We start from the raw sequence: 24725 nt of genomic DNA on the forward strand, positions 1-24725 counted from the left end.
TTTTGAGGGAAAACTAAAATTAAAACTGTATGTTACACCTTAAAACAATCGCACTGTTATCTTCCGTCACGCTAATCGGATGCACCTCTTCGCCTCATGCTTGGCAAGGACAATCCGGTAGTAAACGAGTTTTCATCGAGTTAGAGACCACACCAGAAGGAACATCTCAAGCCTTCCTGTCACTTCCTGAACAATGGATTGACAAAGCAAAAGCCGACACGCTCGTACTTTCAGACGAAAGTATCCTTGCCATCTTCAACCGGGAGAACATCCGCTTTGAAGGTTCCTTCCATTCCGGCAAAGACTCCATTCAAGCCGAAGTAACCACCTACGGGAAGACTCGGGAATTCGCTCTCGGTAAAGTCGATAGCCTCCAACCGGTCTATTTTGCACAAAACCCACGCCCACCTTATCCTTATCGTTCCGAAGAAGTCACCTACGTGTCATGTGATTCGATACAAGTTGCAGGCACGCTAACGATCCCACAAGGTAAAGGCCCTTTTCCGGCTGCCATTATTATATCCGGAACCGGGAAACAAGACCGGGACGGAACCTTTTCCGGTCACAAGCCCTTTTTCAAAATAGCGGACTACCTCACCCGACAAGGCTTTATCGTACTACGAGCCGATGACCGGGGAACCGGAAAAACCAACGGGATATACGAGGAGGCCACGACGAGCGATTTTGCACGGGATGCCCAAGCCGGAATCAATTACTTGAAACAACGCCCGGAAACTGACACCAAGCACATCGGAGTCATCGGACATAGCGAAGGCGGACAAGTGGCACTCATGCTGGGAGCTGACTCCCCGGACGTGTCATTTGTTATTTCTCTGGCAGGTGTGGGTGTTGATGGCTTACAAATATTGAAATTACAAAATGACGCAATCTTGCGTACGACCCCCGGAATGACCCCGGAACGGGTGGATCAGTTTATGAGCCTTTTCAACACGCTATTCGACAAAGTACACTCCGTCCCCTTGGAACAACCCTTAGACATACCCTTACGACAAGCCTTCGACCAATGGGTAGCCCAACAAGATGAGGCCACACTGAAAGCTGTCAATTTTAATGACGGGAGAGACGAAATGTTTTTCAGTCGTTACCTGCATCAGGCACAAGGACGTTGGTACAGGGAGATGATCAATTATGATCCGGAAAATTATATCCCCCGCATCCGTAAACCCGTGCTGGCATTAAACGGGGACAAAGACATCATGGTTCCCGCCAAAGAAAACTTGGAATCCATCAAGCAATTACTGGATAAAGGCGGAAACACACAATACAAGATCGTGGAACTCCCCGGCCTGAACCACATGTTCCAGCGCTGTAAAGAGTGTACCCGGGAAGAAATTCCCGATCTGGAAGACGTGTTTTCAGAAGAAGCCCTGCAAATCATGGGGGATTGGTTACAAGAAAATGTACAAAAAGACCGAAAATAAAATAATCAGACCATAGACAGAATAAAATGGGCTGTCCAAAAAGTCATTTTTCAAACTCCCTCCCGGCTTCGCCGTACTCCCTCTATAAACAGAGGGAGAGCTGAAATACTTACAGTCGACAGCTTATTCTCTGTTTATAGAGGAGAAGGCACGTGACGGAGGAGTTTTTTGAAATAAAATGACTTTTTGGACAGCTCCTTTTCAATTACAAGGGTTTAAATCCCCAGAAGATCTGAATATCAGTAAAAACAAAAGAAACAAAAAACATACCTCCCAAAAACAAAGAGGACATGAACTCGGCTTTATCTCAGCTTTAACTCGGCTATATCTCGTCTGTAAGCCATTAACAGGGTATTATCAGAGTTTGAAAACGGTTAGATTAAGGACATAAAATTAGGATTTAGACAGGGATTCATTCACCCTGTTCTAAATCCTAACCCATCGAATGAATCTTGCCGATTATTCCGCTTTCAACATCTCTATCATAAGGTTCATTTCCTCTGCCAAAGCCGAAGGACTTCCCATATAACCGTTAATGCTCCAACGCAATTTTCCGTTCCCGTCAATAATCATTTTATGAGGGATACCAGAGAACTTAAATGCCTTTGAATAAGTATCATAAACAGCCGATTGCTTTTTCGTTTTCGGGTTCACGTTATCACAAAGTACCTTCAACGTGTAGTTATGCTCCTTCATGAATTTCCGAATCTGTTCTTTAAAATCAGCCGCCGTCTCCATCGTGGAAATAAAGAAAAACACCACGTTCGGATCATTCTTGTATTTATTTACAGCCATCTGCATTCCCGGCAAAGAGGCTTTACAAGGAGAGCACCAAGTAGCCCAGAAATCCAACACGATAATTTTCCCCTTCATCTTTGAAAGATCAACCTTTTTACCATCCAGATCTTCCATGGCAAAAAGCTCAATATCCTTGTTAATCATCGTCTCCTGCAAATGTTTTTGCAATTCTTGTTGTTTCTCTTGTGATTTCAACGAACTGACATAAGCCTCAAAATCTTTATCGTTTTTATGTTGTTTCACGTAATCTTTCCGCAAGATTTCCAACATTTCGGGAGTAACCGCATCTTCCCGTACACTAGCCACGATCGTGGGAATTACCATCGATTGATAGCCATTCTTCTCCAATAAATGAACATATTGATTGTTATATTCTGCCGATTTAAAATTATATTTCCCTTTAATTTCTTCCATCAACTCCAGTGCCTCGGCAGAAGAACCGGTAGCATCCAACACGAACGCATGTTTCAGAATCATATCTTTCCCCCTCGTGATCAGATAATCTTTCCACTCCCGTTCAGAATATACTCGATCTGCACCTACTTGAGGACGAGTCATCACCTCGTTATAAATAGCTTTGGCAAAAGGTAACACCTGTTCCGGTGTTCTCTGATTCGTGTTTAACGGTACTTGTACCATGTGCCAGTAGAAAGTCAGTAAATAAAGATGAGGAACATCGTGAATATATTTATACAACAAACTATAATCATTCTTCTTGATAATTGGTTGATAAACTACCGCTTGAAAGATCTTACCCAGATACATTGATGACGTTTCCGTTTCTATATCTTGAAACTTTTCCGTCGGGAAACGTTTCAGAAAAGCATCTAATTCAGGAGCTTTCGCATCAGCATCCATAATTCTGAAGATTCGCCAGATCTCTTGATCCCTAGCCAAAATCCCATTCGGGTAATCTTTCAAAATCCGAGCTTCCACTGCCGCCGCTTTCGTACTGTCTTTCACGATATTCTTAGCGACTTCAAGTGCCTTCAACAACGTCTCTTCATCCGCATCCGGTAAGTTCAGTATAAAATCCACGTCACCCAACATCTGTTCGTGTTTCTCTCCCGGTATCATTTTATTCAACAATTTTGCCGCATAGTAGAACACATATTTCCTAGCTCCGGGATCTTTCAAAAGCTGTTGGTTCAGCCAAAAACGCATAACTTCATCATCAATATACGCATCCTCTTCACAATACCCCGGTAAAGACTCCAACGTCTTGTTCCGCAACATTCCCCACGCCATGTAAGCCGTCGGTAAATTCTGCCTGTTCTTGTTAAAGGTCATTGTCGTGTAAGTAGAACGTCCCCCTGTATCCTTTTTGTCCCCCGCATAAAATTTACATGATACCAACGCACAATTTTCAGGCACTCGACAGGTTGCTTCCCATGCCGTATCATTCTTCACCAATTTCAAATCCTCTGCCCTCCAACGCAAATTCTCCCAGTAATAAACCGTTCCGTAGACCGTTTCTTCGTCAGCCAGAGTCGTCAACGAATTGTCATACGTGAACTTCACATCCTGACCGACAACCGGCACCAATGGAATGATGTGAAAAGGTCTGCGATCCTGCGCATTAGCCACACAAGAAAATAACAGAAGTACAATGATACTTCCTAACAACGTGATTTTTTTCATACAATACGATTTATTAATTTATAAAGCTTGTAAGGTTCACAAAGTTTATAAAGTACCTTATAACTTTATGAACCTTACGAACTCTTTTATTTTATTTGTCCGATCTCCGGATTTTCTTCCAAATATTTTTCTCCCATCGGGAAAGTATATCGCACGGCTCCGGGTTCTAATGTATAAGTCGTTCCCTTGAATACCCGAGTTACCGTCTGTGTCGGAAAATCCGGATCATTTGCCAAACGACGTTGATCCATCCAACGTAAACCATGACACGTTAATTCTCTACGACGCTCCTGTAATACATTTCCTAAAGCCTCTTTAGCTGTCGCTGCACTCAACGAATAGTCCTCGCCTGCAACGTAACGATACTCTCTCAATTTATTCACGATATTCATGGATTCCGTCGTGTTTCCCTCGCGAGCCCAACATTCTGCCTCAATTAGCATCATTTCTGGAACACAAGGTCCCATGTTACGTCCCTCGTTCTTTTTCCAGTCATAAGGATAATAATTGTCCTTAAAATACACCCGACCGGAATAAGTCATTCCTAAATCATCTATCATGGAACGAGTAAAATAAAAATAACGCAAATCTTTTTCCTGATCAAAAGTATTCAATAGATTATCACTTAACACAAGGCCAGCCGTGGAATATGACTCCATGGAGAATGTAGTTACGGGCATTTTAGCAAAAATAACTTCCTTATCTTTCAATGTTTCCACGTAATTTTTCCTTCTCTCACTTTCCTCTGTACTCGCCAGATCAACATAGTCATTCAGGTTTTCCAACGTATTCTTCAATTTAAGCGCCTCTTGAGCGTTCTTTTTCGCCTCCGTGTAATTACCCATCAACAGGTAGGCTCTTGCTCGCAACGCATAAATAGCACATTTACCCGGATAGAAATTAAATTCTGCCACATCGGGCAAATATTCGAAAGCATCATCCAAATCTTTAAAAATCTGCTCGTACACTTTTTCGACAGATGCACGTGGCAGAGATCCTTCTACACGAGGGGTAGTTAACAAGGGGACTCCTTGATCCGTGGATGCCGTTGCAGCATTATACGGAACACCATACACGTTCACTAACGTCAAATACGCCTCGGCTCTATGTACAAGTGCCTCAGCCCGAATTTCCAATTTTTCCTCGTTTGTCCCGTTCTTACTATCCATCACCTCATCAATCACCACGTTACAATTATAGATAACCTGGTACACTTTATTCATCTCATCATCATTTTCAGACTGGCTATAAATTTCGTCAGCCCAAGTATATACCGGGATAAATTTATTCGTTTCATAGATCGCCTCTTGTTGAGCCGGATCAGAAATATCAATATCATCCGATGCCACATCATGGTAAGAAAGCGTCCAACGGAAATTTTCCGTGTTATTCATCAGGTAACGGTAATTTTCCGTCTCCTCCGGAACCAATGATCCTTTAGTCTTGACATCCACCCAATCGGAACAAGCGGAGAAACAACAGGAAAGTCCTATAATTATACTAAATATTTTCTTGTTCATATCTATCACGTTTTAGAAATTAAGATTTAACGAGAAGTTATAAGAGGGTGTCGGCGCCATCCGCAAATCTCTAGTGTTCGGAATAAAATCAGGATCTATACCGACATTATTCTTTTTCCAGATCAAACCCAAGTTTGTTGCAGTAAACCCGATATTAGCACTACCAAGCATGATTTTATTTATCCATTTAGACGGGAGTTCATAAGTCAATGATATTTCTTTCAAACGGATATGATCTCCTTTTTGGACATGAATATCAGCACCTCTATACCGTTGAAAACTATTGTTATCCGTTCCCAAACGGGGTACATCGGTTTTAGCCTCATCACCTGCCTCTCTCCAACGTTTTGCCATATCTTCATTAATTTCATAATTAGCTCCACCGTATCTACTTGCAGGCTGTTGTGAAATCGTCGGTTTCTGGAAAATATACCCTAACTTATAGGTGATCCCCACGTAAAGAGACAATCCTTTATAAGTGAACGTATTAAAAAATCCACCAAAGTACTTCGGTGTCAATGTTCCCATATACACCAAATCATCATTCGTAATATTTTCCGTAGATTTTATGATTTCTCCATCTGCATTATACACCAAAGCATCTCCTTTTTCATCCAAACCGGCCCAGCGAGTAGCCCAGAAGTTATTCATATTATATCCCTCTAACATACGGCCACTTCCCGCACCATTAGCTGCAAAACTGGAATACAATTCATAAGGAGAAGATTTTACTTCATTCGTGTTATAAGAGAAGGTTAAGCTAGCCCTATAATTAAAATCGCTTTTCTGCACAATCGTTCCGTTCAAAGCTATATCCACACCTTTTCCATCCACTTTAGCCGCATTCCGAGTAAGTGTGAACAGCTTGGAAGCGTTCGCTCCAAATATCGGGTTTATCGTGTACTCTGCGAACAAATCTCTCGAATACTTGCGATATATCTCGATAGAACCGGAAAGACGGTGATTCAATACTGCAAAATCCAACCCGAAATTCAACACGCCTGTTTTTTCCCAGCGAATAGATGGGTTCGCTGCAGAAGTGATACTGGATGAAGGCAATTGGGTAAATCCATCATTACTCGTGGATAACGATATGTTCGTGAAAGGATACTGACTTTGATCTATATTCCCGTTATACCCATAAGTCATTCTAAATGTCAATTGATTCAACCATCCGACATTATTCGTGATAAAATCCTCTCGACCAATATGCCATGAAAATCCGGTTGACCACATCGGAGTTGCCCGGTATTTTCGATCGACACCGAAATTATTGTAATCATCATAACGCACACTTCCCGACAACACGTATTTATTCATCAAGGTATAGGACAGGTTTCCATAATAAGACAGGAATCGCCGTTGATAATCAGTTTCCGGACTAGCATCTGTCAAGTAACTATTATATCCCCAAATATTTATATAAGGATTCGGCAACTGGCTACCGGCAATTAATGTCTTCTCGTTATAACCATAATACCTAGCCCCATTCGCCCAATCTCTTGTTTCACGAATCTCCATACCTGCTAATGCCGTAATCTGATGGATTTCATCAATAATTCCATCATAATTAATCTGCCCACGAATACTGTAATTCTGGGAATTACCATTGTTCACATTCAAGATACCTCCCCATGGAAGATTATTCGTTAACGTACCCGTGTTTGCATCATAAGTCGTGGCTAAGTTATAAAGATCTCTGGCCTCGAACGTATTCTCGTTAGCAAAAGTACGATTCTTGGTATTCTTCCTTTCAAACATGAATTGCCCGTCTAATGACAACCCTTTTACTCCCGGAATTGGAATATTCAATCCCACAGTCATCGCGAAAGTCTGCTCTTTACGGGTCTCATCTTTGTTATCCAGTTCATCCAAATAATTATACTTCCAATTTTTATATCCCAATGCTTCTTTTTCCGTTACAAAGTCTTCATTGTACGTCTTATAGTAATCTACTCGATTACCATTCTCATCTACAAATTGGTTATATGGTAATAATATTAGACCTCCGGATGCCTGCATCATGGAAAGTCCTAAAGCATTATTTTTAATATTAAAGAATGAGGCCCTCAATCCTGTGGTCAAGGTAGCCCAATTCAATATTTTAAAATTCATATTGGAAGTCAACGTGAAACGATCACCTTCTTCCCCTTTCATGTTAGATCTCTCGTTTGCATAAGATGCAGAAAGGAAGTAAGACATCTGGTCAGATGCTCCACTAAAAGATAAATTGTACTGCTGTGAAAAAGAGGGTTGTAATAAATACTTTTTCACGTCACGATAGGCCTCCCGACTGGCCAGTTCATTCAATACGGCATCCGCATCAGCTTGATTAATAATCCCTTCCTTCGCGTCCAAAATCAATTTGGCTGCTTGTGAAATCGGAGCTCCTGCCGAATACGCTGAATTCACGGGTCTCGTGATATACCCCTTCTCCACCATTTCCTTCTCGTAATCAATCATTTCCGCAGAATTCATAATTGGTAATGTATTAAAGCGAGGAGAACCGGAAGTCGCTACATTCATTCCGAAATTTACGGTTGTTCCTCCTTTACCTTTTTTCCCTTTCTTTGTCTCAATAACAATCACGCCATTCGCTGCACGTACGCCCCAAATAGAGGCAGCTGCGGCATCTTTCAAGAAAGTAATTGATTCAACGTCGTTGGGATTTATATTCTTCATTTCCATATCCGTTGGGAAGCCATCTACAACAAGTAGTGGTCTTGTTGTGTTCAAAAGAGAACTTTTCCCTCGAATATTCATGGAAATATTAGTTTGTTCATCCACGTAACCATCGGAACGATCAGAACCATATAAAAAAGTCATATCCGAATTCTTGACATCCACGTAAACCCCCGGAACAACACCTTCCAAACGATTCATGATATTCGGGCTGGGACGTTTTGCTAATTCCTTAGCTGTTACCACGCTAAATGAACCGGTGGCACGCTCTTTCGGCAGACGAGTGTAACCCGTTGAAACAACGACAACCTCATCCAATGCCTCCGTGGCCTCCTTCATTTTGATGTTTAAAGGGGAATCGCTAGTAATTGCCACGGTTTGCATCTCGAAACCGACCATTGAGAAAAGCAAAGAATCACCCCGTGAACAAATCGCCGTGAACTTTCCTTCCACGTCTGACACGAATCCTAGCGTGGTTCCTTTGATAATAATATTCACTCCCGGAAGAGGCAGACCTTGTTGATCCGTGATCTTACCTGCCACCGTAAGTTTATTCTCTTGCTGTTGGTTAGTTGATTTCACTGGACTAACGACCACCGTGTTATCCACGATCGAGAAAGTAAGTCCTGAATTTTTTAAACAATACTCCAGCACGGCCTTTACATCCGCATTCGTGAAATCAGGATTCAATCCCGTAATATTACCTACTTTTGCATCATTATACAAAAAAGTCAACTCCGTTTGCTTTTGAATTTCTTTAGCAACTTGGATAAATGAACTATTCTTCATCTTCACAGTGACATTCTGAGCCACAGCCGTGAATGACGAAAACAATAATAAAACGATCGTCATTCTCATCATTAATCGGTTCTTTATTAACCATAAACCTCCCGGAAGAGACTTATTGCGGTTCTTCTTCATAATGTAATTAATTAATTTAGTTTGTTTTACACACTTGCCTTCCCTCGTGGCCATCGAGGGTTTCACTCTGTAGTTATATATACATCATTTCCATGTAATTCAAATCGCACATCTCCCGTCATCTGTAACATTTTCATTACTTGGGAGAAATCACCATATCGCTTCATATTTCCCGACAGAGAAATTCGTTTCGCCCCCTCATCCTTAAATATCACTCGAATATCGTACCATCGTTCCAATGTTCTCATTATATCTTCCAACGGTTGTTGTTCAAACACGAAACGCCCGTCTTTCCAACTCGTAAAACTCTTTACTTCAACCTCCCTCTTTACCATCTCTCCCGACAAAGCGTTCACTTCCGCCTGTTCTCCCGGTTTCAACAGCATTGAACTACCGGGGCTGTATATTCTCACGGAACCTTCTGCAAGAGTAGCTTGCGACTGTTTCTCTTCCGGATAGGCCCGGATATTAAAGGAAGTTCCCAACACCGTTACCGACGAACTCATAAACTGTACAGTAAAAGGTTTCTTCGCATCCTTCGCAACTTCAAAATAAGCCTCTCCTTGCACGAAAACCCGCCGTTCCTTTGCCCCGAAGGCTACCGGATACTGGATAGAAGTTTCCGAGTTCAACCACACCCTTGTTCCATCTGAAAGTGTCAAACAAAACTCTCCCCCGCGAGGGATTTCCAATTTATTATAAACGATCGATTCACTTTCTCCACCACTAGCGTATGTTACCCCAGACCCCGAAGCATTAATTTGTGTCCCATCCGTTATAATCGTACTATCCGCAGCCTCCTTGCCTAAAGGAATCATTTGTCCGTTCGCCAGTGTCAACACGGCTTTACTCGTCCCCGGAAGGATATTTGTTGCCAAAGAAGGACGTAACGTTTGTTCTTCATCTCGATTCAACCCGACATAAAGAACAAGTGCAATTATAAACGGTAACGCAACAGCAGCTACCCGAACCACGTTTATCAGAAATTTTCTTTTACGACGTTGTTGGTATTTCCTTTGCAAGAAACGCCCGTAGGCCACCCGGTAATCATACGTTTCCAACTTCTCCATCCCAACCGTGTAAAAATCTTCTGAAATCATTCGTTGAAAAGCACGTTCATTCTCTCCAGAAACCTTTCGCCAATCAGATAATTGTCTTTCCTCTGATTCTGAAAGTTGCCCTTTCAAACTCTTCTGAATAATTCGTGCTATTTCAAATGCTTCTTTCATCTTGATTTCTTTTACGACTTAAAAACAATCAAGTATAAAAAAAGTGTCACTTGAATGACACTTTCTTGTAAATTTAACAATTCGACAGGAATAAAAGGATAACCGTTATATCTCCTAACCGACTCTTCAACAATTGTTTTCCACGCTTTTTATGTGACTTTACCGAATCTATGGAGAGATTCAGTTTCTCCGCAATTTCCGCATTATCGAAACCTTCCATCACCAGTTGGAACACTTGTCCCGTCTGTTCCGGTAAATCCTGAATAGCCTCTGACAACAAGGCCAGTAACTCCTGCTCCACGATCTGGTTAAAAAAGAATGTCGTTGTTTCCCGTTCCTTCAAGAAAGACATATACTCCTGCTCGATCCGAGCATGTTTTAAATAATTCAGACATTGATTCTTGGTGACCAGGTACAAATAAGATTTCAAGGCCACCACGACATCAAAAGTCGGTTTATCCGTGTATAATTTGAAAAATATCTCCTGTACAATATCTTCCGCCACGTCCGGGTCATTCACGAAATTAGTGGCAAATGCACAGAGTGAGGCATAATACTTTTCAAACAGGACTTTAAAAGCCCGGTCATCCCCAACTCTTAATCCCTGTAACCATTTTACCTCATCCTGTTCCGACATATTACAATCACGTGTTAACCCATCATTTAGAACTATACAAATATACGAAAAATCAACATAAAACTACTCTTTCACAGAATCATGACGATATACCCGCATGACACCCTGTATACGTTTCAACCGGGAAATCAGTTGTGACAAATGTTCCGTATCACTAACCAACACGGTGATTTGCCCGTCAAATAATCCCTCACTCGAATTAATGGACAATCCCCGTAACGTGATCTTCGGGTCCTTCGCTATCACCTCGGTAATCTTGGTCACCATTCCTGCATCTTCACGTCCCACGATACTCAACACCGTCTGGTAAGAAGTTGCCCCGGCATTCGTCCAAGCCGCCTGCACGATTCGGTACGGGTAGCGACGCTGCAAATCAAGAGCATTCTTACACTGGGTTCGGTGAATCTTGATCCCCTCACCAATAGAAACGAATCCCAGAATATCATCCCCGAATACCGGGTTACAGCAACGGGCGAACTTGTACACCACGTTATCCACGTTCCGGTCGATCAACAACACGTCTTCACTAATCGGGCGGGACGGAGTAACCTGCACCTCTTCTCTTGGGGTAGTAACCGTACGTTCCTCCTCTTTCGGGCGAGTAATGAACTCCTTGATCTCCGCCATATCCAACTTTTCCTCGGCAATCGCCTGGTAAAGATCAATAGCAAACTTGTATTTATAATGTTGTTGCAAACGATGAATCACCTCGTCCGTCAACTCTAACTTCCAATTCTTAAACCGTCGAGCCAACATTTCCTTACCCAGCGTGGCCTGAGCCCGAGAATCTTCGGTGAGAAACTGACGAATCTTGTTACGAGCTTTCGAAGTCGTGGCAATATTCAGCCAGTCGGCATTCGGCTGTTGATTATTCGAAGTTAGGATGGATACCTGATCCCCGTTCTTCAACACATAGCGCAAGGTCTCGTTACGTTGGTTTACCTTTCCTCCTACACAACGGGATCCCACGGCCGTGTGGATAGCATAAGCAAAGTCAAGTAACGTCGCACCCGCCGGTAAAGTCTTCAAATCACCCGCCGGGGTAAACACGTGTACCTCCTTATCTTGCAGGTTAATTTTAATATCGTCCAGCATATCCACGGCTCCGACTTCCGAACTCTCCAATATCTCGCGTAACTCAGTCAGCCACTCCTCTATAGCCTTATCCGCCGTTCCCCCCTTGTACTTCCAGTGAGCCGCAAATCCTTTTTCTGCAATCTCATCCATCCGTTCCGTACGAATCTGCACTTCCACCCATCGGTTATTAGGTCCAAGAACGGTGGTCTGCAATGATTCATAACCATTGGATTTAGGCACTGAAATCCAATCCCGCAATCGCTGCGGGTTAGGCGTGTACTTGTCGGCAACGATCGAATATGCCCTCCAGCAATCGGCCTTCTCTTCCGGCCCCCTGCTATCCAGTATAAAACGAACCGCGAATATGTCATAGATTTCCTCGAACTCCACCTGTTTCTTCCGCATCTTGTTCAAGATCGAAGCGATCGTCTTGGTACGCCATTTCACCTTGAATTTAATTCCCCGGTTATTGAATTCTTCCACGATAGGGGCAATAAACTCGTTGATATATTTTTCACGGGCCTCCCGTGTTCCTTCCAGCTTTAAAGAAATCTCCTTGTACACCTCAGGCTCCCCGTAACGCAAAGCGAGGTCCTCCATCTCCGATTTGATATTATACAAACCTAAACGATGGGCAAAAGGAATGTAGATATAACTGGTTTCCCGGGCTAACTCCCGTTGTTGTTCCGGAAGTAAAGTCTCGGCGTGTCGTAAATCATACAATTTTTCCGCCAGAAAAATCAACTGCACCCGTACATCTTCAGCAAAACTCAGTAGTAATTTCCGGAAATTTTCGGAATCCACCACCCGGTGAGTAGCGTAGATATGGCTTATATCCCGTAAACCGGCTAATATCTGAGCCACCTTTTCTCCAAATGCCGTTTTTATCTGTTCCAATTTCAACGTTCCGGACTCTATTGCCCGGTGCAACATCAAACAAATAATAGAAGTCCTCCCTAACCCGATCTCGGAAGTGATAATTAATCCGGTATCCAGCAAACGATGAATATCTTTCTCGGTAACCGCTCGTAAATTTGCCTCGCTGCTCATTGCCGTGTCGAAAGCTTTTCGCACGAGACGAATATCCTCGGTTGAAATCAAGTTCTTACATGACTTTAATAAAGATCTATATTTTTGTTGTACAGTAATGTATGTCGTAGTTTCTGCCATAACAGGTTAATTTAGTAAATTTCAATTCCTATTAATCATATCAAAAAAAATGCCGTACTCCCCGATTTTCATTCTATTCAAGATGTAATAACAACTAATTATGCAGGACAACGACAATATCCAACCAAAGGTTACCCGCAAACCCCTAAAATTGATTTATTTCAAACTACACAGGATAAAACCGTATCATTACAGTCGTTTTTTTATGCTATCACCGTGAAAGAATCTGAATTATTTGACTATCGGTTTCACGATAATTTCGAAATTCCGACCATAGTTAATCAAGTATAATCCCCGATTCTCCAAGCCTCCCAATCCACTCACGGGATGGAACCGGAAACGGGTAAATGCCCCGCTTATATCCTTTTCCCGCAACACGTTCAAGGTGTTTCCACGTTCCATGTCGACCAAGGGGATAAAGCACATAACAATGTCAAACGCCCGGTTCACCACATTATTTGGCTCCGAATAAAAATAATCCCGGTGTTTCGCGGAAAACTCTTTAGCCACATCACCTTGATAATCCACGTAACTATTCGCCATCATCTTCACGTTCAATTTAAACAACACTTCCTCGTCGATAGAAGTAAATTTCAACCAATCGGGGAAACCAATTACCGTGATCCGGAATTGATCTGCCAGTGCAGACAACACGGGCAACGTCCGACTGGCTGCCGCCTCATTTATAGTTGGAAACAAGATCATATTTTCCACTCCCGGCCTCATGATCTTGCGTAATGAATCCAAATGCATTTGAGGACGCCATTGACAAATCGTCATACCTTCCATCCCGTTCGCCTGTAAGCGAGTCCGTACCAGATCAGTCAAACGACTCTCTTCCCCGGTACGCCCCCCTCCATCCGGAATGATATTTATTAGATGAGCCTGCGTATCGTTCGCAACAATCCAGTCCGCCATCTCTTCTACCAGAGAAACCGTAGAGGTATTCAACTGCACGAAATTCGGGAAACGGACTAAATCTCCTCCCCGTGAAGAAAGTGGGAAAATCATCGGAATTGTCCGGTTTCCTAGCTGTTCGGCAACCGCCTTATACGTGTTCGCATACACGGGACCAATAATCAAATCCGGAGATAACAAATTCAATTCCCCTACTAAACGTTGCACGGTATTGGGATCACGTTCCGTGTCATAAATATGCAAATCGATCGTGTATCCCAGCCGTTTCAAACTATCCACGGCCATCAATACCCCCTGATAAAATTGCAGGAAAGGTTCCGTGCGAGAAGATAAACGCCAACGCTCGTTCCGTATATTCACACCCAGCGTGTCCACCGGAATTTCCTCCTCAGATAAGGGCAACTTGTTTTCCTTCACGTACAAAGGCAACATAAGAGCAACTTTCACGTGGCGTTGTTCATGAGCAACTTCGGGAATAATAAACACGGTATCACCCACAACCTGCTGCACCATTCCTTCCAATGAATCGCGGGCAGGCGGGAAAGTATTCGGATGACTTTCCTCGTGTTTTTCCATCTCTTCACGCCGAGCTTGTTGAACCTCTTTCGCCTGACGTTTTTCCCAGCGTAATTCAGCCTCCAACACGGTCCGATCAATCTGCCTTAATGCCAATTTCACGACAGCGCCTTCCGCGATCGGTCGGCTCACGTCGTACTCCGGATTATCTTTCAGAATTCGTTTCATCTTGATATTAAACTTCCGGGAAAGAGAATATAGCGTCTCTTTCGGTTTCATCCGGTGATAATAAAACTTATCATCAATAGATTTAAAAGGTTCGATCACAGGTATTCTCAACACGTCCCCGATCGAAAGAGTATTATCTTTCTTATCATTCAAAGCCTTCACTTCATCCACGGAGGCACCGTAAGCCTTACATATGGAAAAAAGCGTTTCCTTGGCTTTCACCGTATGGAGATAATAGGACTTTCCCTGATACACGATTTTCTCTGTCGATTTCTCTATCTTGATTTCCTGCGCCCCGACATAACCCGTCAAACCCAGCAACAGGAATACTAAAATGAATCTTACCATCTTTATCACTTCTTATTTTCAAAGCAAAAATAGTAAAATAGTAGTGATAATTGAAAAATCTCTGCTATTTTTGCAAAGTTAAGGTATTTCAATACCAACACTGCCCGTGTTCAGTAGTGATGAACACGGCAAGTTTTATAAATTTACAAACGTTACACACTCTATGGGTTTCTTTAAAAAAGGACATATCATCGTGTTATTGATCAACATAGCCGTAGCCTGCATCCTGTTGTTCCTGATCGGGTATATCGTGTTGAATCGATTGGAGAAATACACGAATCATGGTTATTATATTACTGTTCCCGAACTCCGGGGACTCACTCCCGACGAGGCGGAACCTTTCGCCAAAGAGAAGAATTTGCAAATCCTTGTCATCGATTCTATCTATGACAACAATGCCAAACCGGGAACTATCGTAGAACAATTCCCGTCACCGAATGCTCACGTGAAGAACAACCGGGCCATTCAACTGACCATCAACGCCAATGCCCCGGAAAAAATCATTTTCCCGAACCTTCGCAACGTGGCCTTCCGTCAATCCTTGCAACGATTGAAGAACTTGGGACTCAACGTTGGAAGAATCGAATACGTTCCTTCCAACTTCAAAAACCTAGTACTTGATTTCAAATACGAGGGAAACATCATCGAACCCAATAGTTTGATACAAAAAGGGGATACGGTGGATATTGTACTCGGGAACGGGAACACGTCCAATGACCAAGTAGCCATCCCATCGTTAGTAGGGAAAACACTGGCAGAGGCAAAAGCCATGCTATTGCGGGCATTCTTAAACGTGGGTGAAATCCTACCTGACAACACGGTCAAAACCGAGGCGGACCAATCCACGGCAATTATATACCAGCAAGAGCCTGAATTCGAAGAGAACATGACGATGAAGATGGGGGGAGACATCACGCTCTACCTCACGAAAGATAAAGAAAAAATAATGGCATTGGACTCCCTGTCCATTGAGGAGCTACAACCATGATAGAAGAAGAAGTAGAAGATTTAGAAGAATTGGGCGAGGACGAACCGGAACAAGAGCAAGAAATGTATGAACATTTCCGTCTGGAAGTTGATCCCGGCCAAAATTTACTGCGCATCGATCGGTTTCTGGTCGATCGGTTACCCAACGTATCCCGTACAAAAATACAGGAAGCTGCAGAGGCCCAATGTGTACAGGTCAATAATAAACCGGTAAAATCCAATTACCGGGTAAAACCCAAAGACATCGTCACCTTAATGCTCCCCCACCCGAAACGGGAAATACGGGTCATACCGGAAGATATACCTCTAAACATCGTGTACGAGGACGACTACCTGCTGGTTATTAACAAAGAACCGGGCATGGTGGTACATCCCTCCTACGGGCATTACACGGGGACTCTCGTGAACGCTTTGGCATGGCACTTGAAAGGAAATCCGTTATTCAAAGAAAACGATCCCCGTCCCGGGTTGGTTCACCGGATAGACAAGGACACTTCCGGCCTGCTAGTCATTGCCAAAACGGAAGAAGCTAAAACCAAATTATCTTCCCAATTTTTTCATAAAACCTCTAGTCGGAAATACGTGGCCGTATGCTGGGGAAACTTGGAAAATGACAACGGAACGATTATTGGTAACATCGGAAGGAGTATCTCTAACCGGAAAATCATGGGTGTATTCCCGGAAGGTAGCGACTACGGCAAACACGCCGTGACTCACTATCACGTGCTGGAACGCTTGGGCTACGTGAATGTCGTGGAATGCGTGCTGGAAACCGGACGTACCCACCAAATCCGGGCTCATTTCAAATCAATCAGACATCCGTTATTCAATGATCCGGAATATGGTGGTAATGAAATACTGAAAGGCACCACTTTCACGAAGTATAAACAATTCGTGCAAAATTGTTTCGCCCTCTGTCCCCGACAAGCATTACATGCCAAAACCCTTGGTTTTGAACACCCGGGAACAGGCGAATGGATGGATTTCAATTCCGAAATACCACAGGACATTCAACAGCTCATTGAAAAATGGCGAGGCTACGTGGCAAACCGGGAACTGGAAGATATTGAATAACCTAGACAAACACGTATTTCAAAATACACAATATCGAGAGTATATACATCGTGAGATTTAACTCTCGATATTTACCCGCAAACAATTTAAGCGACACGTAAGTCAACAGCCCCAACACGATACCCTCGGCAATCGAGTAAGTCAACGGCATCATAATAATAGTCACGAAAGCAGGAAAAGCCTCGGTCATATCATCAAAACGTATTTTCTTCACCGCATCAAACATAAAACTCCCCACGATCACCAATACCCCTGCCGTAGCGATACCCGGAACCAACAAAAAGAACGGGGCAAAGAACAGAGCGACAATGAACAATCCGCTAACAACAGCAGCTGTCAAACCGGAACGCCCACCCTCGGCAATACCGGCAGTACTCTCAGCGTAAGTCGTGGTGGTTGACGTTCCGAGCAAAGCCCCGACCGTTGTTCCCACGGCATCCGCCATCATCGCAGGTTTCAACTTCGGGATACTCCCGTCAGGTTTCACCATTCCCACTTTATTTGCCGTACCGACCAATGTTCCTAAAGTATCAAAAATATCCATGAACACGAGCGAGAAAATCGCAATCAACATATTCGGGGACAACAAAGAATGAAAATCCAGCTTGAAAAAGACCGGCTCCAGAGAATGAGGCATCGATACTAAAGAAAAACCTTCCGGTATCCGGGTAATCCCCAAAGGAATACTTAATAACGTGACCGCCACGATCGCATAGAAAAGAGCCCCCTTCACTTTCCGTGCAACCAACACTCCCCCGATAATAATTCCTCCCACCGCTAACAACGTCGATGGAGTAAACTCGCCTAAAGAAACAAATGTTGCAGGATTAGCCACGATCAACCCGGCCTTTTGTAATCCTAAAAAAGCAATAAACAAACCAATTCCAACGGATATGGCATGTCTCAACGTTTCGGGAATAGCATTCACGATCAACTCCCGTATATTAAACACCGTCAACAGGATAAACACTAGCCCCTCAATAAAAACGGCAGCCAAGGCACTCTCCCAGGAATATCCCATGCCCTGCACTAACGTAAAGGCAAAAAAAGCGTTCAACCCCATACCCGGAGCCAGGGCAAAAGGTAATTTCGCCAAAATAGCCATTACCAACGTGGCAAAAGATGCTGCCAAAGCTGTAGCCGTGAACACGGCTCCCCGGTCCATCGATGCCGCTGAAAGAATATCCGGATTCACGGCAAGAATATACGACATCGTTAAAAAAGTAGTGACCCCAGCCATGATCTCTGTCTTTACCTTCATCACGCTGGGATCAAATCCAAAAAGTTTTTTTAATATCATCTTTATCCAGGATAAAACTATGCCCTCATTACACGTTAAAACGGAAGTTCATCATATCCCCATCCTGCACCACGTACTCTTTTCCTTCCACCGACATCTTCCCGGCTTCCTTGCATTTTGCCTCGGATCCCAAGGCTATAAAATCCTCGTATTTAATCACTTCCGCACGAATAAACCCTTTTTCGAAATCCGTGTGAATAATCCCAGCCGTCTGCGGGGCTTTCATCCCGTTCTTAAAAGTCCACGCCCTCACCTCCTTCGGACCTGCCGTAAAATAAGTACGCAAATTCAACAACTTGTAAGCCGTACGAATTAATTTATTCACCCCGGCTTCCTCCAGTCCCAAATCCTGCAAAAACAATTGTTTCTCCTCGTACGTGTCCAACTCGGCAATATCCGCCTCAATAGCGGCACCGATCACCAATACTTCTGCTCCCTCGTCCTTCACGGCTTCCCGCACGGCATCCACGTATTTATTTCCCGTCACAACAGAAGCCTCATCCACGTTACAAACGTACAAAATAGGTTTATTCGTCAGCAACATCAACTCTTTCGCGGCCTCCTGCTGTAAATCGTTTAATTGCACGGAACGAGCGGATTTTCCCTGCACCAACGCATCTTTATATAAATGCAACACCTCGACCAGACGTTTCGCCTTCGCATCACCCCCGGTCTGTGCCTTCTTCTCCTCTTTTGCCAAACGGCTTTCCACCGTTTCCAAGTCTTTCAACTGCAACTCTGTATCAATCGTCTCTTTGTCACGGATCGGATCAACATTACCATCCACGTGTACGATATTATTATCATCAAAACAACGTAACACGTGAATAATAGCATCCGTTTCCCGGATATTAGACAAAAATTTATTTCCTAAACCTTCACCTTTACTCGCACCTTTCACTAACCCAGCAATATCCACGATCTCCACCACGGCAGGTACCACATTTTGAGGTTGCACCAACTCGACCAATTTATTCAGTCGTTCGTCCGGCACGGTAATCACTCCCACGTTCGGTTCGATCGTGCAAAAAGGGAAATTTGCCGATTGCGCCTTCGCATTACTCAAACAATTAAATAACGTCGATTTCCCCACGTTTGGTAAACCGACTATTCCACATTGTAAACCCATTATATTTTTGTCATTTTAATTATTACCTAACCTGCCAGCACGCCACTCTCGTGGAATGCATTTTTTTCGGCCGACAAAGATAATGATTCTTTTTAATAATACATACTCCGCTGTCTCTTATGTGTTTCACCTGTATCTCACCCGTAACTCTTCGATAAGTATTCGATAAGTTACCGATGCGGGAGGTTAACTTTTCCCAAACTTTACCTTCAGATACAATCCGGACATCAACGAGACACCAGAGAGATGGTGGAACAAGCCAGATTGATTCTATTACCGGACTATATCAGATCAAATCGTACGACGTTCATATTTTCGGAAAAAAGTTACCAACAAAAGACACCCGACAAATGCAAAAGGCGCACCTACTAGTGCTGGGTAAGAGTAACTCATTCCAGCTTGCAAAGGTAATCCCCCAACATAAGCACCGATCGCATTTCCCAAATTAAATGCCACCTGTACACTAGCCGCACCCAACATCTCCCCTCCTTTTGAATAACGAATCAGCAACACCTGCTGTGGACTCGAAACTGCAAACAGGCCGGCTGTACACAAACACATCAACCCCACTGCCAACCAAGATATATGAGCGAAGAAAAAAATAAAAAGCAATGCAACACAGATCATTCCTTGTGCAAAAGCAGCCACTCGTCCCGGGGAAAACCGATCGGACAAACGTCCCCCGGCCAGATTTCCCACCACCATTCCAAAACCGGCAAGCACCATAAGGAACGTGGTCATACGAGCCGGGAATCCGGCAATATTCGTTAGTAAGGGAGTCACGTAGCTATACCAAGCAAAGGTTCCCCCATTACCCAACAACGTTGCCCCCAGAATCAACCAAGGTGCCGGAGATTTCAAAAAACAGAACTGCCCCCTCAAACCGGTATCCGGCAAATTTTCTACCCGTGGCACCCAACGCCACATATAATAAAGAATGATAACGCCCCAACACCCAACGAGCAAGAAAGTCAAACGCCATGAAATCGAGGCACTTAAAGCCGTCCCCAGCGGTACACCGAACAAATTAGCGATCGTCATTCCCGCAATCATGATAGATACCGCCTCTGACCCTCTCCCCTTATCCGCTAACTTCTCGGCGACAATAGATGCCACCCCGAAATAAGCCCCGTGCGGTAATCCCGAAATGAAACGGGCCACAAGCATCACCCAGTAATTAGGAGCTAAAGCTGCACAAATATTTCCCAGCATCATTACTCCCACCAAAAACATCAAGATATACTTTAACTGATACCTGCGTGCCAAAATCAACATGGGAGCCCCGATACAAACTCCCAAAGCATAGGCCGAAATCAAATGACCGGCTGTAGCGATACTGATTCCTAAGTCACGAGCCACATCAGGCAATATTCCCATCATCACAAACTCGGCTATTCCAAGACCAAGTGTACCAAAAGCTAAAGCAATAAGACTCTTCTTCATACACGTTTTTCTTTATCGCCGCAAAAATAAAAAAATAAAGAATAACGTGATACAGAATAAAGTATAAACAATCTTACGATTATGTTATCTCGCTGTAATATGAAAACAACCTTGCTTAAACTCGTAACGAACGTAACATTTCTTTTGCAAACGCAAATCCTGCAACACGTCGGCTAACACACTTTTCAACTTTTCCTCCGGGGAGTTTTTACGCCCGTCTTTTTTGAAACGCGTATATGCCACGTCAAAAGTAGTCCCGTACACGTGAGCGGAATTGGCACTGGCATTTCCATTACTCTTCCGCAATTTCTTCACGCTGGACCCCGTTCGTAACACACTTGTCACGATAATACTATGGGAAGGCAGGCCTTTCTGATACAGGGAGTCTTTAAAATTCCGGGCAATATCAGCCAATAAATCACAGGCCTCCGGTACAAGATAAGGCTCAGAATGTGTTAATTTATCCACCTGAAACAATTTGCAGGATTTAATCTCTTTTAAATTCCGGTCAGCCTTACCCAAATCCTCCGAGGATTTCAATGGAGTAATTCCCAATCGCTTGGCGGATGACAGATGCCTGTCATTTAAATCATTAAAAGTTCTCTGGTAATTTTTAAAATAAACAAAAGGCTTTTTACTCTTTTCTTTTTCCTTACAAGCCCCGACCAATATCAACAACACGCACGCTATCGTGTAATACCACACCGTTCTTCTCATCTATATCTATTCACTTTTCACAGGTTCCACATGCACGGCCACGTGAGTACGTGATCCGTATTTAGCCCTCAAACGATCCTCAATCCCGGTAGCAACCACATGAGCTTCCCGGACGGTCATCTCTGGCTGCAAACGGATATGTATCTCTATCGCAAAATCATTCCCGATCCGACGGGTTCTCAAATTATGAGGGTCTTTTATTTGCGAGTCTTCATTTATTATCGTGATGATCTCCTTTTCGATCTCTTCCGGCAAAGATCGTTCCAATAAATCATTCAAACAAGGGATCAAAAGTTGAATAGATACTTTCACAATAAAAACACTCACTACAACGGCTGCAATCGGGTCAAGTACCCGCCAGTCTTTCCCCAGAAAAATCGCCCCGGCAATCCCCAAAGCTGTACCGATAGACGAGAATGCATCCGAACGATGATGCCAAGCATTCGCCACGACGGCTTGGCTTTGCACCTTACGCCCAACGATAACCGAATAACGGTACAGGATTTCTTTCACCACGATCGAAACAAGAGCCGCAACCAAAGCTATTAAATCGGGACTACCCAATTCTTCTCCCCGATAAAAAGCAAGTATCTGATTCAACCCGTTCCAGAAAATCCCTGTTCCAACCATTAACAAAACGATACCGATAATTGCCGTTGCCAGCGTTTCATATTTTCCATGCCCGTAATCATGCCCCGCATCCTTCGGTTTAGCAGAAACTTTCACGAAAACCAGCACGATAATATCCGTCACGAAATCTGACAAAGAATGCACGGCATCCGCAATCATGGCACTACTTTGTCCAAATATTCCCGCCACGAACTTAAACACTAACAAAAAGAAATTAGCAATTGAACCAACAATTGTAACCCTATATATTTGCTTTTCCCGACTTTCCTTTTCCATTGACAATAGTTAAACGCTTACAAAGTTACGAGAATTAATGTAATTTTGCCGCAGAAATTTAGAACATTTTAAATGTTTAAACGTTCAAACACTTAAATTATAAAACGAATCAGAACATGAAACTCTTAGATGAATTTAAAGCTTTTGCCCTGAAAGGGAATGTGGTAGATATGGCTGTCGGTATCATTATCGGTGGTGCATTCGGAAAAATCGTATCATCATTGGTTAGTGACATCATCATGCCCCCTATCGGAATGCTTATTGGTGGCATGAATTTTTCCAATTTACACATCGTGTTACAAAAAGCCCACATGAACGAGGCTACGGGAAAAATGGTCGAAGCCGTCACCCTCAACTATGGTAACTTTATTCAAACAACGATCGACTTTTTGATCATTGCATTCTCAATCTTTATCGCCATAAAATTCATGAATAAATTGAGAACGAAAAAAGAAGAAACCCCGGCTCCGGCAGCTCCTCCCGCCCCGTCGAAAGAAGAAGTACTATTGACTGAAATCCGGGACATCTTGAAAGACAAACATTGATAAAGTTTTAGATTTTAAATTTGAGATTGAATTCTCAAATTTAAAATCTAAAATTTAAAATTAACCTAGCGGATTTCCCCAATCTTACATACCTCAATAAACGAGGCTCCTTTACCATGCCCGAAACTTCCCCCGACAACCACCACGTAGTCATCAGCCTTAATGCCATTCTGCATCAACATTTCCGGCAGATCATTCATAAACTCATCCCGGGACATCGGTTTTTCAGTATAATAGGGATACACCCCGAACGAGAGAGCCAATTCTCGCATAACCCGTTCATTATAGCACCGGGCGTAAACAGGCAAGTCACTCCGGAAAGCCGACAGATAACGGGCTGTACGTCCGGAAAGCGTGTCGACCACAATCGCCTTAATCGGTAACATCAATGCAGTTTTCACTGCCGAACGAGCCAACGCTGCCGTAATCTCGTTATTTATACGAACCAGACTTCTCCCCGCATCCGGCGGAACCGTTCCCTCGTTCTCCTCTGCCACCTCACGCATCACGGTTACCGCCTCCTCGGGATATGCCCCGTAAGCCGTTTCCCCGCTTAACATGATCGCATCCGTACCCATGTAAACGGCATTCGCAATATCACTAATTTCCGCACGAGTCGGCCTAGGATGCTCAATCATCGTGTGTAACATCTGCGTGGCAATAATCACGGGCTTCTTACTCTCAATACATTTTTTAACAATATATCGTTGAATCTTAGGGATTTTCTCCGCCTCGATCTCGATCCCTAAATCTCCGCGGGCAACCATCACCCCGTAAGCGTAATCCAGAATCTCGTCAATATTATCCACACCCTCTTGATTCTCGATCTTGGCAATGACCTTGATCTTACTTCCCCGAGCATCCAGAATAGCCTGTATCGCCATAACATCCTCTTTATTACGCACGAAGGAGTGAGCTATAAAATCCAGATTATTATCTATTGCAAAATCAATAAACGCCCGGTCCTTATCACTCAAAGATTTCAATTTCAAGGAAGCTCCCGGCACATTCACGCTCTTACGATTCTTGATAACAGCCTCGTTTGTCACCATCATTTCCAAATAATGATCCTTTTTCTCCACAACGACTAGCTCCACATCCCCATCGTCCACCAGCACCTTGTCACCCACTTTTATATCTTCTGCAAAATAAGGATAGGACACGTGAATTAATTTCCCTTCCATCTTCAGATCCGGGTCACCTGTCAGGTAAATCGTTTCTCCCCGGTCCACGTGCATCGGTTCATCCATAAGCATTGTTCTCACCTCCGGCCCTTTCGTGTCGATCAAGATGGCGATATTATCCGAAACTTTCCGAACATTCTCCACCACCTTCAATGCCTGCTCCATATCCTGATGAGCTGTATTCAACCGTACCACGTTCATCCCGGCACGATATAACTTCTCTAAAAACTCTACCTCACATCTTTTGTCAGATATAGTAGCCACAATCTTAGTCTTCTTCATATCATTAATAATAATAGTTATTCTTCGTGTA

General features: G+C 43.5%; 17 protein-coding genes. 4 read left to right on the forward strand and 13 right to left on the reverse strand.

Going from position 1 to position 24725, the window contains the following annotated elements:
• The first annotated feature begins 29 nt into the window (after positions 1-29).
• Entirely contained in the window at positions 30-1442 is a 1413-nt protein-coding gene (locus tag R8806_RS07130) for an alpha/beta hydrolase family protein (RefSeq protein WP_124318116.1), read from the forward strand.
• A gap of 459 nt (positions 1443-1901) precedes the next feature.
• On the opposite strand, the gene R8806_RS07135 is transcribed toward R8806_RS07130, so the two are convergent.
• From R8806_RS07135 to R8806_RS07165, 7 genes are all read right to left on the reverse strand, one after another.
• Positions 1902-3881, reverse strand: a complete 1980-nt coding sequence (locus R8806_RS07135) for a TlpA family protein disulfide reductase (RefSeq protein ID WP_151412198.1) — start codon at positions 3879-3881, stop codon at positions 1902-1904.
• A gap of 86 nt (positions 3882-3967) precedes the next feature.
• Positions 3968-5401, reverse strand: a complete 1434-nt coding sequence (locus R8806_RS07140; RefSeq protein WP_124317204.1) for a RagB/SusD family nutrient uptake outer membrane protein — start codon at positions 5399-5401, stop codon at positions 3968-3970.
• Between the two features lie 12 nt (positions 5402-5413).
• Positions 5414-9004: a SusC/RagA family TonB-linked outer membrane protein gene (locus tag R8806_RS07145; RefSeq protein ID WP_164719701.1), complete on the reverse strand. Its 3591-nt coding sequence runs from the start codon at positions 9002-9004 to the stop codon at positions 5414-5416.
• A 62-nt stretch (positions 9005-9066) separates the two neighbouring features.
• Positions 9067-10233, reverse strand: a complete 1167-nt coding sequence (locus tag R8806_RS07150) for a FecR family protein (RefSeq protein ID WP_124317202.1) — start codon at positions 10231-10233, stop codon at positions 9067-9069.
• Between the two features lie 73 nt (positions 10234-10306).
• Complete coding sequence (locus R8806_RS07155; protein ID WP_124317201.1) at positions 10307-10870, reverse strand: RNA polymerase sigma factor; 564 nt, start codon at positions 10868-10870, stop codon at positions 10307-10309.
• 63 nt (positions 10871-10933) lie between these two features.
• Complete coding sequence (locus R8806_RS07160; protein WP_151412197.1) at positions 10934-13117, reverse strand: RelA/SpoT family protein; 2184 nt, start codon at positions 13115-13117, stop codon at positions 10934-10936.
• A gap of 231 nt (positions 13118-13348) precedes the next feature.
• A complete protein-coding gene (locus tag R8806_RS07165) occupies positions 13349-15127 on the reverse strand; it encodes an amino acid ABC transporter substrate-binding protein (RefSeq protein ID WP_124317211.1) in 1779 nt (592 codons plus the stop codon).
• Between the two features lie 163 nt (positions 15128-15290).
• Here R8806_RS07165 and R8806_RS07170 point away from each other — a divergent pair, with 163 nt between their 5' ends.
• Both R8806_RS07170 and R8806_RS07175 read left to right on the forward strand, forming a co-directional pair.
• Positions 15291-16115, forward strand: coding sequence for a PASTA domain-containing protein (locus R8806_RS07170; protein ID WP_124317210.1), 825 nt, complete (start codon positions 15291-15293; stop codon positions 16113-16115).
• Positions 16112-17188 (forward strand): RluA family pseudouridine synthase, encoded by a 1077-nt coding sequence (locus R8806_RS07175; protein ID WP_118304157.1) that lies wholly within the window; start codon positions 16112-16114, stop codon positions 17186-17188. The genes R8806_RS07170 and R8806_RS07175 overlap by 4 nt, the downstream gene beginning before the upstream one ends.
• A 1-nt stretch (position 17189) precedes the next feature.
• Here R8806_RS07175 and R8806_RS07180 read toward each other — a convergent pair whose 3' ends face one another.
• The 5 genes from R8806_RS07180 to R8806_RS07200 all read right to left on the reverse strand — a co-directional run bounded on the left by R8806_RS07180 (position 17190) and on the right by R8806_RS07200 (position 22683).
• The gene (locus R8806_RS07180) at positions 17190-18488 is read right to left on the reverse strand and encodes an NCS2 family permease (protein ID WP_124317209.1); all 1299 of its coding nucleotides are present in this window, start codon (positions 18486-18488) and stop codon (positions 17190-17192) included.
• A gap of 28 nt (positions 18489-18516) precedes the next feature.
• Complete coding sequence (ychF, locus tag R8806_RS07185; protein WP_087422353.1) at positions 18517-19617, reverse strand: redox-regulated ATPase YchF; 1101 nt, start codon at positions 19615-19617, stop codon at positions 18517-18519.
• Positions 19618-19908: 291 nt separating this feature from the next.
• Complete coding sequence (gene araJ, locus R8806_RS07190) at positions 19909-21060, reverse strand: MFS transporter AraJ (RefSeq protein WP_124317208.1); 1152 nt, start codon at positions 21058-21060, stop codon at positions 19909-19911.
• 84 nt (positions 21061-21144) lie between these two features.
• Positions 21145-21777, reverse strand: a complete 633-nt coding sequence (locus R8806_RS07195) for a DUF5715 family protein (RefSeq protein ID WP_124317207.1) — start codon at positions 21775-21777, stop codon at positions 21145-21147.
• 6 nt (positions 21778-21783) lie between these two features.
• Positions 21784-22683, reverse strand: coding sequence for a cation diffusion facilitator family transporter (locus R8806_RS07200; RefSeq protein WP_124317206.1), 900 nt, complete (start codon positions 22681-22683; stop codon positions 21784-21786).
• 116 nt (positions 22684-22799) lie between these two features.
• On the opposite strand from R8806_RS07200, the gene mscL reads away from it, so the two are divergent.
• Positions 22800-23228: a large-conductance mechanosensitive channel protein MscL gene (gene mscL, locus R8806_RS07205; RefSeq protein WP_087422357.1), complete on the forward strand. Its 429-nt coding sequence runs from the start codon at positions 22800-22802 to the stop codon at positions 23226-23228.
• 65 nt (positions 23229-23293) lie between these two features.
• Here the strand turns inward: mscL and pyk are convergent, their stop codons facing one another.
• Positions 23294-24694 (reverse strand): pyruvate kinase, encoded by a 1401-nt coding sequence (gene pyk, locus R8806_RS07210; protein ID WP_124316371.1) that lies wholly within the window; start codon positions 24692-24694, stop codon positions 23294-23296.
• Between the last annotated feature and the right edge of the window lie 31 nt (positions 24695-24725).

The organism is Butyricimonas faecihominis, from assembly GCF_033096445.1.
Lineage (GTDB): Bacteria > Bacteroidota > Bacteroidia > Bacteroidales > Marinifilaceae > Butyricimonas > Butyricimonas faecihominis.